Raw genomic sequence first — 14,510 nt, forward strand, 5'->3', positions numbered from 1 at the left:
TTATGAAGAAGATTGCAAGTATCAAGCGACATTTTTTTTACATTTGTGTCGGTTTTGTTAAACCTTTGTTAAGCCGTTTTTACAAAAATCGGTATTGCGCTTCAATCAACCCATGGTACGTACCCTGCTTCTGCATAAGCTGGCTGTGATTTCCTTCTTCAATAATCTTGCCGTGATCCAGCACAACGATATGATCGGCATGACGGATCGTTGACAAACGGTGCGCCACGATGAAGGAGGTTCGGCCCTGAAGCAGCACTTTAAGAGCTTCCTGAATTTTCAACTCCGTCTCGGTATCGATACTCGCCGTTGCTTCATCCAGAATCAGAATCCGCGGATCGGCAAGGAGCGCCCTGGCAAAGGACAGCAGCTGCCTCTGACCCATAGACAGCATATTCCCGCGTTCTTCTACCTCGGTATCGTAACCGCCCGGCATCTGAACGATGAATTCATGGGCGCCGACCGCCTTGGCTACATCCTCAATCTCCTCATTGGTCGCATCCAGACGGCCAAACCGGATATTATCGCGAATCGTGCCGGAGAATATAAAGGTATCCTGCAGCACGATGCCAATCTGATTGCGGAGGCTTTCCACCGTCACCGATTGGATATCGTATCCGTCAATCGTTAGCTTACCTTCGGTAATATCATAGAATCGGCTGAGCAGATTAATGATGGTACTCTTGCCTGATCCGGTATGACCGACAAGCGCAATCGACTGGCCTGCCTTTACATTCAGATTGATCCCTTTGAGAGCCTGACGTCCTTTTTCGTATTCGAACACCACATTCTCCAGCTTGATGTCCCCTTTAATCGTTGGCAATTTCTTCGCCCCGGGCTGATCATCAATGCTCGGCTTCTCGTCAATGAACTCAAATATGCGTTCAGAGGAAGCCATGGCGACAAGCAATTGATTATACATTTGGCCAAGCCGGTTGATCGGCTCCCAGAAGTTTCCGACATATTGGGTGAAGGCAATTAACAGACCGATGGTGAGCTCGCCTTGCTGGATCAACACGGCACCGAGCCAGAACAAGATCAATGAACCGAAACCACCGGTAATTTCGATAAGAGGCCCAAACCCTTGGTTCATGGCAGACGCTTTATCCCAGGACTTTTTGCTGTCCATGTTCATGTTATCAAAGAACTTCATATTCTCTTCTTCTTGCGTGTAAGCTTGGGTTACGCGGATCCCCTGAATCGATTCATTCAAGTGAGAGTTTATCCGCGAGTTCCGAATCCGTACATCCTGCCATGCACGCCGGATGCGTACACGGAGTTTCGTCGAGATGAAGAACATGATCGGTACCGTGACAATAACAGCAAGACCGAGCTTCCAGTTTATTAACAAAAGAATAACGACAATACCTACTAACTGCACGCAGTCGATGATCAGGTTGACAACCCCGTTGGTAAACAAATCCTGCAGGGAGTTAACATCATTCGTAACCCGGACCAGCACAGATCCAGCCGGACGCTTGTCGAAGAAATTGAAGGACAAGCGCTGAATGTGCTGGAACAGATCTGCTCGCAGGTCATAAATGACCCGCTGACCGATGATATTCGTAAATCTGATACGAAATATTCCTGCAACCCATTGAATGATATACATCGCAAGAACCGCGATTGTAATCTGATACAATAGGGTTAAGCTCGGGTTGCCATCCCTCGGGTCAATGGCCTGGTCGATTGCCAAACTGGTCAAGAACGGAATGGCCAGCTTCGTTATGGTACCGATGACCATCATAAGGCCGATCAACGGGAGAATCTGTTTGGCGTAAGGTTTCATATACGAGATCAGACGCGTCAGCTGCGCCCAGTTAAACGGCTTTTCAATCGCATCGTCGTCCTTGTAGACAAAACGTTCATTCGTTTCTTCCGAAGGCTTCCGCTGCCTCGGAATCTTTTGCTTTTGATGCGGTTCTGTATTTACATTGGCGTTCATGCTTGCACCTGCCCTTGCGTGCCTCCTGCTTGAGCTTGCTTCGCAATAAGGTCCGCATATTGTATTTTGTATACATCCTGATAAGGCCCCGGCACTGCAATCAAATCGTTATGCTTGCCGCGCTGCACAACTCTTCCCTCATCCAGAACGAGAATTTCATCCGCATGACGCAAGGAAGAAATCCGGTGAGCGATAATAAAGGTCGTTCTGCCGTTCATGACTTCCTGGAAACCGGACTGAATTTCATGCTCGGTTTCCATATCTACAGCACTGGTGGCATCATCCAGGATCAGGATTTTCGGATCTTTCAGAAGGGCTCGTGCAATCGCAATCCGCTGCTTCTGTCCGCCGGAGAGTCCCATCCCCCGTTCGCCGACAATGGTATCGTAACCATCCTTCATTTCCATAATAAAGTCATGGGCTTTGGCCAGCTTGGCAACACGGATGATTTCTTCCATGCTAACGTCCTTCATGCCGTAAGAAATATTGTTGCGGATGCTGGACGAGAACAAGAAGGTCTCCTGAAAGACCGTGGCAATCTGGCTGCGCAGACTCCGGATCTTTATATCATTAATGTTCATGCCGTCTAGTTTGATGCTGCCCTGATTCACATTGTAGGCATGCATCAAGAGCTGGATAATGGTCGATTTACCAGACCCCGTTCCGCCAAGCAGGCCGATCACGGAGCCGGGACGAGCATCCAAATTAATATCTTTGACGGCAGCCATCTTGTTACCGTAAGCAAAGGTGACATTATCAAATACGACATGACCCTTCACCTCGCTTGGCACCAAATCTACCGCACGTTCACGGTCTTCGACATCAATCGGCTGATTCAGCAGCTCCAGCACCCGTTCACCCGATGCCTTGGACTGCGTGTAGTTATTAATGTGAAACCCGATTCCCCAAAGCGGGCCGATTATGTACCAGATCAAAGTAAAGAAAGCTGCCAGTTCCCCTACCGTCATGGAACCTTGGATGACCATCGCTCCGCCGACGGCTAGCAAAATGACGACACTGATATTCGCAAAGAGCTCCATCATCGGGAAATAACGGGCCCATAGTGAAGAGGCAAATATCTGGTTGGTTTTGTAACGCTCATTCCGTTCGGAGAATTTCACCACTTCGTGAGGCTCGCGAGCAAAAGACTTTACGGTACGAACACCCGTGATATTCTCCTGAACCGCGGTCGTCAGCGAGCTTAGTGCCAGACGCATCTCCTGGAACGCCGGATGGATCTTGGATTCGAACTTTAGAGCCGCCACAACCAAAAATGGCATCGCTACCAAAGTTACGAGCGTCAATTTCCAGCTAATGGTAAACATCATAATGGAACCGAAAGTCACCATCAATACCAGATTGAGCAGCTGCGCAAAACCGAAGCCGATAAACATTCGGATCGCTTCCAAATCGCCCGTCAGCCGTGACATCAAATCCCCGGTCCGAGCCGTATCATAGTAACGGAACGATAGAAATTGCAATTTTTCATAGCAGGCGTTTCGTAGCGCATAAGCCAGGTAGTTCCCCAGCCTCCCCCCAAAAAATCCGTGCAAAAACTGCATGAAAGCTTTAAGGATGACCACACCCAGCACAGTGAGTGCCAGCTGCGGTACGATACCGTAATTCTCCAGCTTGATTGCATCGTCAATCAGCACTTTTAACAGATGCGGATAGACAAGTCCTAAAGCGGTTGCAATCGCCAGACACAGCATGGAAAGAAAAAGATAACTTCGTTTCTCCCAAAAGAAGCCCTGCAGTTGCCTGAGAACATTCATGTTTATCCTCCTTTGGATTATTTTCGTTCAGGTTATGTAGCATTTATGAAGTTTATCATCGACCTGAACCCGCGGCAAAGAGGGAAAACCGCCATAAATGAGCCAAAAGGACCTAAAGGGGGCAAATAGTATAACTTATCTTTGTTTCATAATGAAATCATCGGAAATTCTCATTAATACTAGGGGATATAATCACATTGTCAGTCCCTTCAACCATCAGGCTTCATCCATGATTTCCGACTTTTTTGAACATGCTTGAAAAAGGGTAAAATCCTAAGCCGTTTTCGCCCCAGTGGCGAACGTTGTAGCAGATTAAAATACGTCATACCATCCTCTTGACCTTTATCCACCCGAACGAGCATAGGAAAAAAGACGCCCCGCCAGGATGGCATATGGGACGCCCTTGGATGGAAAAGTATGCGATTGGAGTTTAGACCTGCATAACATCGTTATTCGTATGGAAGCTTCAGACTCCAACATCTATACCTTTCGTTGTGTGTGCACATGTTATGGCATAAGATCCGCTATTACCGAGCCGCCTGAATCATAGCTTCCAGCTCATCCGCCAGCTTACTCCACATCAACGGAGATTGACCGTCCTGCAGCGAACCGAGGATGGCAGCCATGGATTCCTTCAGCTGTTCCTCCAACACCGATACATGATGCTGCAATGAACGTACACTCATTCGAACATAGTGGTCCGTCAGCTGCTCTTCCCGAATGCTCACCACACTCGCCACGGCTTCCTTCACCTTCGGCTCTGCCGCTTCTCGAAGCTTGGAGCTTCCGCTGCCCTCAAAGAAATGCTTCGGGTTCTTAAAGGTCGACCAGAAGGACAACCAATCCCCCTGTATTTGCAATTCCGTTTCTTCCAGCTCCGGCGGTGACCAGTCTTTATCCCGCCGGATGGCGAGGGATAAGCCCTCGGCCATATCGTTGATATCCGCTGCCGCTTTAAGCGCTGCGTCTTCGGTTAATTTGCGACCGGCCATCTCTAATCGAAGCGTTGTTGCCCATAGCTCCTGATCCAGCTCCATGGACATCGTCCGCATCAAATCACGCCCGCAAGCCGCAAAGGCCGATTTCAGGTGACCTGCGTCCTCCCGAAGCACGGAAGGATTAAACGACTCCTGAAAGAAACGGTTCATGGCATAATCCAGCCGCTGCCGTACATGAAACAGCAGCTCGCTGCTTTCCTGCGCGATATCACGGGACATGTTAAACTCCGATAAAGCCGCAAGACGGGATAAGGCTCGTGTGTGAACCTCTTCCAGCTCCACGATTTTACGCTCGCGCGTGGTCTCATCCTGGGCTGCCATATCGGCCCAAGCTCTGATTCGATCCCTCACCGAAGCCAGTTCATCATAACCGGCGCGCTCTGAAAGCCTTGGCAGCTCTTCAACCGCAAATCGGCTAAGCGCATCTTCGAATACAGGGAACCCCGATTCCTGCAATTTCGCTTCATCCCCATACAGCTTACCATCCAGCGCTGCCAAACTGGAAACAGGGAAGATATGCGGGCTGCCTACCCCGCTGGACGTCAGGTTGGTACGAACATGCTTCACCACCTCATCCAGTTCCTCTTCGGATTGTGCAAGATCTGCGGCATTGACGATAAAAAACATTTTATCCAGCGCAAAGCTGTCTTTAACCCTGCCCAGCTGGGACAGGAATTGCCGATCCGCTTTGGAGAAGGCATGGTTGTAATACGTTACGTATACGATAGCGTCCGCATTTTTAATATAATTGAACGTTACGCCGGTGTGCCGGGCATGAAGGGAATCGGCTCCAGGCGTATCCACCAGCACGATCCCCTGCTCTGTCATCGGACAGTTGTAATACAGATCGATCCCGTCGACAAAACAGGATTTGGTTTCGTCGGCCACATAGCCCCGATATTCCGCCAGCTCTACGGTTTCTGTTATACCCAGTTTGGTCTCCATCATATCAAAGCCGGCAGCCGCGGCCTTCAGAAACCCATAATGCGGCAAGCCTGCCGGATGAATACCGGCCGGATTCAATGCTTCTGCGACGCTTCGCCAATTGCTCGGAGTTGGTTCTTGGAGACCCAGCACGCTGAAGGAGTACTTCAAATCGTCCCACCACATCTCGCGGCTCTTCATGCGCACGTCTGCGGTACCATGGGTTTTCCCTTCTGCCGGTGCCAGAATCCGGTTCACCGCCGCCGTTGTCGGGTGCGGTGATACCGGCAATACCGACTCGCCAAGCAGAGCATTGGCGAAGGAGGACTTCCCGGCGCTGAACGCACCGAACAGCGCCAAAGTGAACGAGCCGCCTGCAAGCGCATCCGCGCGGGCGGTTATATCCCGCGCGGCTGAGACAAGCGCGGGATGCGGCGCCAGCAGCGCAGCCGCCGCGCGCAGCTCGGCTGCCGCGGCATTCAGCCGCTGGCGCCGCTGCGGTGCCGCCGCCTGCGCCCCGGCGGCGCGGGGCGCCGTGCGCCCGTGCCCCGGCCGCGCCGCCGGGGCACCGCCCTGGGCAGCCGCTGGCGCGAGCTGCCCTTCCGGCTCCCTCACCTCCGGCAGGAGGCCGGGGGTGAGGGAGGTGCGCGGCGGGAGCAGCTGCGCCAGCTCGGCCGCACGGGCGGCTTCCGCCTGCTGCAAGGCTGCATAGCTGGCGGAAGCCGCAGATTGCGCCAGGAGCTCGGCACCCTGGCGCTCCAGGTCCTGCAGACGGACGGCCGCAGCGTCCGTCAATACCGCCTTCAGCCGGTCGGCAAGCACCAACACGGCCCTGCGGTAGCTGCCCTTGATTTCCTCGGCCAGCTCCCGGTTATAGTTCAGTACGTATTCACCGGACACCGTCGCTTCCGGATTCACGATCCGCGTAATCATATCCTCCCGCACACCGGGAAGCTCAGCGTCCATCAGGCTCTCCCATTCGGTATTCCACTCCGTATGCTGTTCCACGCTTTTACGGAACAGCGAACGCAGATGCCAATCGATCTGCGATGCGGTCTGTTCCTCCAATCGATGATAGAAAGCCTCGAGACGGCGCCGACGCTCCTCCTCCGTTTTGCCGCCTGTGAACAGAAACCCGACTTTAAACCCGCTTTTGCGGCTTTCCAGAAAAGCCAGACTTAAATCCCGAACATCCGCCGGCGTCAGATTGGCGTTTACCAGAAGGGCATCCGCTTCTTTGCGCAGCTCCGAGCGAACGGTCTCTGGCAGCAGCTGGACGGTTCTTTTTAGATCCTCCAGCTCCTGCAGCCGCGCTTTCATCGCCGCTGCGGCCTCCTCGCCGCCCATTTCCTCCAGCAGCCGCTCCTTCTCTTCCTGATGGCTTCTGGTATAGGCCTCTACATGTTGATCGGCAGCATGACGAATGGAGCAGGATACGCTGTAGCGCAGCAACGGCTCCTTATGAGATATCAATTCACCGATCAAGGACTTTAGTAGCCCCCATTGATTATAGGGATGATCCTGAGCTTTAAGCGAAGTGCATAGCAGCCCCTTATACGTGATCTTCCACTGGGCGAACGCCTTCTTCACGTCATTCAGATAAGCAGAAAGCGTCAACTCTTCATCACGATGCTTGTCGATCTGATTTACGATCAGGTACAGCGGTTTGCCCCAATCGGACAAACTCTTGGCAAACATCAGATTACTCTCGGACTGCACATGATTATAATCCATGACGTAAAAAACGATGTCAGCCATATGGAGGGCAGAATGCGTGGCAAGCCGGTGCCCGTCATCCGTTGAGTCAACCCCGGGGGTATCCATCAAGACACCATCTTCGCCAAGCAGCGGCACATCATCCCACACTTCAATTGCGGAATACTCCCGGCCCTCCTTGCAGTATTCGGCAAGTTCGTCAATGGTTACCGTTAAAGGCTCTCCAGGCTCCGCAGCAGATCGGTGAATCAACGCCCGCGGCTCACCGCTTCGGATTGTAACCACATTCGCACTCGTAGGTACCGGACCCGAGGGCAGCACCTTTTTGCCGCAAAGCGCATTAATCATGCTCGACTTCCCTGCGGAAAAATGTCCACAGAAGGCCAGCGTCAATTCACCACCTGTACCCTTGCGTATTAAATCCTCCGTCAATGCGGAGGAAGATTCGTCATTCCACTCCAAAAAACGGTCGCGAACTCTGGTTAGTTCCGTAACACTGTATCCGATTTCATGCTCAGCCATCAACTTCAATGTCATTTCTCGCTCCTGTCCATTGATCTCTCAATTTCTGACACATTCTATTCACATCATTTTATTTTATCACCGCTTGCACTGTAAAGGAATCATTGCATTTCATTTTCAGCCGTTGTCTTGATATAACAGTCCTTTATCTATGCAAAATGGCAGGTCAAGGAAGTGATCTTCCTTGCCTGCCATGGGTCCAAACCGTCTTAATGCCGGCAAATACAGGAGGAATGAGGTAAAAGTACACACTCGATCACCCTGTAAGAACCAGGTTTATCTCATTTTTTAAAACATCAAATTTGAAGAACTTAAGATACAACGGTGTTTTCTTCTGCCGGAATTAAAATTTCGAATACATTTCCGTGCTGCAGAATGGTTAACCCGCGTGATTTATCGCGCATGACCACCACTTCAGGCTTCTGCGACATACGCTCCAGATAATGCTCGGGAGCATCCCCGGAATGACTGAATGTCACGCCTTCGACTTCTTGCTCTTCATTCTCACTCAGCTGGCTTTGGCTCTCCACCACATGTTCAAAAATATCTGAGAACAATTCAAAATTGTCGGTGTAAACAGAGATGCATTTCATGTGTAATCCCATCCTCTTTTAAATTTAGCTCATGCCGATCCAGGATACCGTCCTCTTTCACCTCGCGAAAAACCGACTTTTGATCACTGTTGTTTCCAGATTTCCATTCACCCATGCGGCTAAAGATAGAAATCCGGAGACAAAGGCAAGCATTGCGCTTGCTTGCAATTATGTCCATTTCGCTAGCTATTCATTAAAGTACCGTGTTCCCAACGAATCAGATGAATCTTTTTTTGTCTATTTCTTGCTGTTTTACAGTTGTTCCTTATTCTTCCTGACTGCTAAGGTTTTCATACGTTTCTTTCCTTCACGGCAAACATCCAGCAATGGGCATACCGGGCATTGCGGATTTTGTGCCTTGCAGTGATACCGTCCGAAAAAAATGATCCGATGATGGGTCAGCGTCCATTCTTCACGCGGTACCCGCTTCATCAGCTTTTTCTCCACTTCCAGCACGGAATCTTTCCAGGCTGCCAGTCCAAGTCGCTTGGAAACCCGCTCCACATGCGTGTCTACCGCGATGGCAGGCACACCAAAGGCATTGGAAACGACGACATTGGCTGTCTTGCGTCCAACCCCAGGTAATTTGACCAGTTCATCATGAGCTTCCGGCACCTCACCGCCATACTGTTCGATCAGAATCCTGCACAAATTCTGAATATGTTTGGCTTTATTCCGGTATAAACCGATCCGCCTAATATCCTGCTCAAGTTCCTCAATCGGTACCGATACATAATCCAGAGGCGTTTTGTATTTCTGAAACAGATCCTTTGTCACTTTATTAACCGTTTCATCCGTGCACTGGGCGGACAGCAGCACGGCGATGGTCAGCTCAAACGCATTGCTGTGATGCAGTTCGCAATGTGCATCCGGAAACATGCTCTCCATCGTGTCCAAAATATGCCGTACCGTTGCCGCATTCATATGATTTCCCTCCCGCAAAAAAAAATCTTGATGCGGAAATCCCCGCATCAAGACGGTGTTTCTCGAGCAATCCCAGGTCAATAACTTACTGTTTTACGATCTCAACAACGACACCGTTGTTTAAGTACAGTACAATATTATCATTTTCCTTAAGGGATTGCACGGACAAAGTAGTGTCACCTTGATGAACAAATACTTTGTCGGATAATACATACCGGAAATTATCGTTAATCGATTTGCGTTTTACTTGAATTTCCGTACTGCTTGCCTGCCAGAATGCACGTTCAACCTTCTCCAGAACCTGGATCATGGTTACGCCCTGAATGTCCTTTCGAATCTCTACGCGATCTCCTGAGGTCAATGCGCTTAAATTCGAAGCCGTTGAACCATTCTTAACGACTTTAACTCCGCCGCTTACACCTAACGTCTGGCTATTGCCTGAATAATCCTTCATGGTCAATGCATTTGCGGAAGCATCAACGCTTGTCACTTCGCCAAGCGTCAATTTAACTTCAGCTACCGCTACAGGCGTTAAGCCTTGGAACGTTATATTAACGAGTGCTCCCGGACGCAAATCAGCGAGCAGAATTGCTTGTCCGGTTTCGCCGGTCAATATGGATTTATCGGTATAAATATCGCTTGTGGAGCCGTTAGCTTTCACTCGAATACGGTTCCTTGTGGGTTCCGTTGAAACAACCTCAAATTGTGCGGAAGTTTTGAGTTTTAAGCTCTGTAAGTAATCCTGATTGTTCGACAGTTGGGCTAACACTTCGTCACCAATCCGTAAATCTGCCAGTGATGCGCCTGATCTGCCGAAGATTTCTACAATCGGACTATTGTAGTAAGAGATTTCTTCCACTTTACCGTTAGCGGTCATAATCGAAATCACTTGCTTGGATGTGTTAATGCTGTTAATTTTACCTTCAACTTTGTATACCACTTCTAATGAGAGTACGCGGGTACCAATCAGGGAGACACTTACCTTGCGTCCCGAGACAAGCAGTGGTCCAACTTTATCCAGCGTGGTTCCGTAGCTCGAGTCCAGCTTCGTCTTGTCATCCAAGACGATTACACGAGGCTGGTTGTTCGCATCCTTAACAGTCAGCCAATGTGTCTTCCCGTCGTAATTTACGACAGTAACGGCATCCAACTGCTCAATTTGACGACCCGTTACTTCGATTTTCGAAATTTTTTCCTCACCGTTAATGGTCAGTGTTACCTGGTCACCGGATACGGCATCAGCGAGTAAATCGGACAGAACAGGTTTAGCCACGCCGTTTATCATAATTTCCGGCTTCTCTGCCAGATACTTCGTTTCGAGCTGCGTGCTTCCACTTCGCTTGTAAGTGATGGTCTTCCCGTTCTCTTCAATGGAATAAAGCATTGCCTGCACGCTACGATCGACGCTTTGCGTAACTTCCAGCGTCTGCAGAACGCTGTTTTCTACCGTAAAGTTCACGGTGTAGCCGTTCTTCAATTCAGCCGGAGCCAAAATTTGATTCTGATATCGAATGACGGTTGCATCATCCCACGTGTACGTGTCCTCATAACCGGTACTATCCTTAAGGGTTACTCTTTTGTTTACCGTATCCACGTTCTGAACAACGCCTGCTCCCGTCTTGTTAACCAAGCCGCTCTTTACGCGGATTGAAACGATTTTCTTCTGCGGGCTGTACGTTTCGCGTTCAATCGTAAGCAAACTGCCGGCAGCAAGCGTCTTCGGATCGATCTTGGTTCCGTTCTGATCCAGGAACACCGTGCTTGGCTCGTAACTCAGCTCTTCAAAGGTGCTGCCAGTATCCAGCCAAATGACGTTGTTCGGCGACAAACGTGCATATGTGCGGTCAAACCGCTCCACTTGCTGGGTCGAATCCGTAATTTCCACGTAAGCAGCGGTTCCGTTATTCACGATGACCACCGCTTGTGTGTAAGGATTGATCTCCGAGAATTGCAATCTCTTCTCCGAATCCGAGGTGAAATACGCTGTGGAATTATCCAGCTTGAATGAATTCAGCTTGCCATCGGCATAAAGCTCCAGCTTGCCGTTCTCGATCGAAGCGATAGAACCTTTGTATTGGTTCTCGTAATTTGTGGTAATGTAGGCTTGGGCCCGGCTGAGGAACGTTGCAAGCTGGGCACGGGTAACGGCCCCTTGCGGATCGAACTTGTTGCCGTTCAAGCCTTTTGCAAGACCTAACTCAACCGCTACATTAACATAACCCAGACGATCCGGGGATATCTTGGCGTTATCCGCAAAGCCTGTCGCTTTATTTTTGGCTGCATCAGCCTCCGCCGTACGTCCAATGGAACGGACAAGGACTTCGGTTATCCATTCCCGGGATGCTTTCTGCGCGCCCCAAATGACTTTCTCGTCCGTATATCCGGATTCTTTTTGCTTGTCGAGCAGGTTTTGCTGAAAAGCCAGTTCAACATACTTCGTAAAATAGTCATTCACTTTAATATTTGTCGGTAATGTCGCAGCGCCGCTGCTTAATTGATCCTGCATGCTTAAGAACCGGATCGCCATCGTTACGGCTTCCTGCTGCGTTACGGGATCGTTCGGACGAAACTTTCCGTTATTCCCGGTCACGATCCCCTGTGCTGCTAACTGATAAATATACTTTTCTCCCCAATATCCGGCATTCACGTCACTGAATGCGTTTATGGCCGTTTGGGATGCATTTGCCGTTGTCGCATTTGCTGCTTCTTCATCTGCCGAGACGATCGAAGCCCCGCCTCCGAATGCTATAAGTCCGGCCATGACGGCGGAGACCACTTTTTTGGAATGAACATGTTTGCTGTGTCTAAGTACCATTTTCTTTCCCCTCTCAATAACTACTGCTTCATCATATACTAATATTCGACAGCAGATCGTGATCTCCTTCAACCATCATTACCGAGTCATCGGATTTTCCAAATCGACATGACCCATTAACGATTCGGTCTGCTGACCATCCACCAGAATTTGAAGTGATTTCACTTCGTCAAACTGGAAAAAGGTTTTTTTGATCGCATCGATGGCAAACGACTCGCCGCCTGCACCCAGGTTAGCTTCGTCCGGGACCGTCACATCGAGCGTCAGAGCTCCGTTTTCAAATTTCAACGAATTCAGTCCAATTTTCTCCCACAGGGGAACCATATCACCCTTATCGCTCTTTTGTAATGCTTGATAGGCCGCTTTGTATTTTTCTTGATCTTCCTTATACGTAATTTCGGCCGTCCCTTCTACCAGCTCCATCAAATCAGGATCCGTGTAATAGGCTTTGATACTCTCTGTTTTTGCTTCCGGCGTTGTCACTTCGCTGCCGCTGCCCGTAGACGATCCACCTGATCCGTTCGACGTTCCACTATGATCCTGTCCTGTCTGATTATCAGGTGCAGGCGTTATTTGCTCCGGTGTATCGTTTGGAGCTGCTCCGGGTTTCTGTCCGCAACCGGCACCAATCAGCATTACGGCTGCCAATAGGCCAGCCGACCATATTTTTTTATTCAAAAGTAGCCACCTCCTGCAATCACGTTCACTGTCGTATCGTTAATCAACCTTTAAATAACCTTTGATGCCTCTGACAATAGCCTCGGCTACTCGATCCTGCGTTGCCGGATCAAATAGCTTGCTCTCATCGGTCTTGTTGCTCAGGAATCCGACTTCCAGCAGAGCACCAGGCATTTTGGTCTCGCGAATGACATGGAAATTGCCGTATCTCACTCCGCGATCCTTTAAGCCCATAGCCTTTACGATCTCTTTATGGAGTGCATTCGCCAGCGCTTTGTCAGATTCATTGTAGTAATACGTTTCGGTTCCGCTTGCAGTGGAAGGGCCGCTATTAGCATGTATCGATATGAAAACATCAGCCTTCAGATCATTCGCAATTTTTGCGCGATCCTTCAGCTCGAGGAAAGTATCGTTACTGCGAGTCAAAACGACTTCGATATTTTGTTCTTTGGCCAACAGTTTCTCAACTTTCAGCGCCATCGCGAGGTTGAAATCCTTCTCCCTCTTCTTGGTTACCCCGATAGCTCCCGGATCGTGGTCTCCATGACCCGCATCTATGACCACAAGCTTCTTCCCGCCTGCACCAGGTGCAGGGTTAGAGCCCGTATTCAAATCCACAATGAATAGGCCCGATCCGTTCTCAAGGCCTGAAATGGTGTAATTTTTGGCATAGTTGAGATCAATGACAATGCGCACGGTCATCGGATTGCTGTTGTACAAGGAATAACGTACAGATTTGACATCCGGATATCCCGTTACGTCCATCTGACCGGTCTTCATCACGTCATCAAAGCTGGCGTTGCTGCTGAACGTATCCGAGAAATTCGTGTTCACCATATCAATGACGATACGGTCCGGATTGCTAAGCTTTGATACATTCGGCTTGGCATTGCCCGTAACGGCGACCATCAGCCTGTTTTCACTGAAACTGATACCGTCTACAGTCGACGTAGTTACGCCGGGTTCTTCACCAGGGTTACTCCCGTCGTAGGACGAGGTCAGATAGACTGACTTCTGCGCATTATCCCATCTTACTTGAAGGCCCATCTGCTCACTTACAAACCGGATCGGAACCAGTGTTGTTCCGCCACGAAGAACAGGTGCCTTGGTCATTTGTACGCGCTGACCGTTGATATCAGCTTGCTGACTCCCAATCACCATCGTTACTGTCTGCGAGCCGTCTTGGACAGTTACCGTCTTGGTCGCCTTGTTCCAGTACACGTCAAATCCCAGATTCTCGGAAATGACTCGGATTGGAACCATGACGGTGCCATTATTGTTCTCGACCTTCACGCCAGATGACAGATTGATTTGTTGGCCATCCAGGTAAATCTTTGCGCTGTACGAACTCGCATCCGCCATTTTAGGAAACGCAATCATGATGACAACCAGAAACATTAAAAAACCGAACTTCTTCATCCTTCACCCCTACCATCCTATTATTTTGCCACAGATTGGCGTTTCTGCACTCGGCCTGTCCGACATTACCTGACAACCTATAGACGCAAAGTCACGATGAAAGTTGCGAAATTGTTCCCTTTTTACCAAAAAAACACCTATTTCAAAAACCGAAATAGGTGTTTGGTCCTGCATTTGAATTTCGTTAATAGTTCCTTATAA

Annotated in this window: 8 protein-coding genes; all 8 read right to left on the reverse strand. The window is 49.7% G+C overall.

Annotated elements, in window-relative coordinates; all coding sequences use genetic code 11:
- Positions 1-79: 79 nt before the first annotated feature.
- A complete protein-coding gene (locus AK95_RS02550) occupies positions 80-1,945 on the reverse strand; it encodes an ABC transporter ATP-binding protein (protein WP_071218338.1) in 1,866 nt (621 codons plus the stop codon).
- On the reverse strand, positions 1,942-3,720 hold the full coding sequence (locus AK95_RS02555) for an ABC transporter ATP-binding protein (RefSeq protein WP_071218339.1): 1,779 nt from the start codon (positions 3,718-3,720) through the stop codon (positions 1,942-1,944). The genes AK95_RS02550 and AK95_RS02555 overlap by 4 nt, the downstream gene beginning before the upstream one ends.
- Before the next feature lie 527 nt (positions 3,721-4,247).
- Positions 4,248-7,895 carry a dynamin family protein gene (locus tag AK95_RS02560; RefSeq protein WP_071218340.1) on the reverse strand — a complete coding sequence of 1,216 codons (3,648 nt, stop codon included), beginning with the start codon at positions 7,893-7,895 and terminating at the stop codon, positions 4,248-4,250.
- Between the two features lie 296 nt (positions 7,896-8,191).
- The gene (locus AK95_RS02565; protein ID WP_006209564.1) at positions 8,192-8,473 is read right to left on the reverse strand and encodes a hypothetical protein; all 282 of its coding nucleotides are present in this window, start codon (positions 8,471-8,473) and stop codon (positions 8,192-8,194) included.
- A gap of 252 nt (positions 8,474-8,725) precedes the next feature.
- Entirely contained in the window at positions 8,726-9,397 is a 672-nt protein-coding gene (gene nth / locus AK95_RS02570; protein ID WP_071218341.1) for an endonuclease III, read from the reverse strand.
- Between the two features lie 85 nt (positions 9,398-9,482).
- On the reverse strand, positions 9,483-12,212 hold the full coding sequence (locus tag AK95_RS02575; RefSeq protein ID WP_071218342.1) for an S-layer homology domain-containing protein: 2,730 nt from the start codon (positions 12,210-12,212) through the stop codon (positions 9,483-9,485).
- A gap of 78 nt (positions 12,213-12,290) precedes the next feature.
- Positions 12,291-12,890, reverse strand: coding sequence for a GerMN domain-containing protein (locus AK95_RS02580; RefSeq protein WP_071218343.1), 600 nt, complete (start codon positions 12,888-12,890; stop codon positions 12,291-12,293).
- 39 nt (positions 12,891-12,929) lie between these two features.
- The gene (locus AK95_RS02585; RefSeq protein ID WP_071218344.1) at positions 12,930-14,309 is read right to left on the reverse strand and encodes an N-acetylmuramoyl-L-alanine amidase family protein; all 1,380 of its coding nucleotides are present in this window, start codon (positions 14,307-14,309) and stop codon (positions 12,930-12,932) included.
- Between the last annotated feature and the right edge of the window lie 201 nt (positions 14,310-14,510).

Origin of the sequence: Paenibacillus sp. LC231, from assembly GCF_001860525.1 — a bacterium.
Taxonomy (GTDB): Bacteria; Bacillota; Bacilli; order Paenibacillales; family Paenibacillaceae; genus Paenibacillus_AQ.

Excerpts from the sequence above, each read along its gene's own strand:
- AK95_RS02550 (WP_071218338.1), bottom strand. The coding sequence starts at position 1,945 with ATGAACGCCAATGTAAATACAGAACCGCATCAAAAGCAAAAGATTCCG.
- AK95_RS02555 (WP_071218339.1), bottom strand. The coding sequence starts at position 3,720 with ATGAATGTTCTCAGGCAACTGCAGGGCTTCTTTTGGGAGAAACGAAGT.
- AK95_RS02560 (WP_071218340.1), bottom strand. The coding sequence starts at position 7,895 with ATGACATTGAAGTTGATGGCTGAGCATGAAATCGGATACAGTGTTACG.
- AK95_RS02565 (WP_006209564.1), bottom strand. The coding sequence starts at position 8,473 with ATGAAATGCATCTCTGTTTACACCGACAATTTTGAATTGTTCTCAGAT.
- nth (WP_071218341.1), bottom strand. The coding sequence starts at position 9,397 with ATGAATGCGGCAACGGTACGGCATATTTTGGACACGATGGAGAGCATG.
- AK95_RS02575 (WP_071218342.1), bottom strand. The coding sequence starts at position 12,212 with ATGGTACTTAGACACAGCAAACATGTTCATTCCAAAAAAGTGGTCTCC.
- AK95_RS02585 (WP_071218344.1), bottom strand. The coding sequence starts at position 14,309 with ATGAAGAAGTTCGGTTTTTTAATGTTTCTGGTTGTCATCATGATTGCG.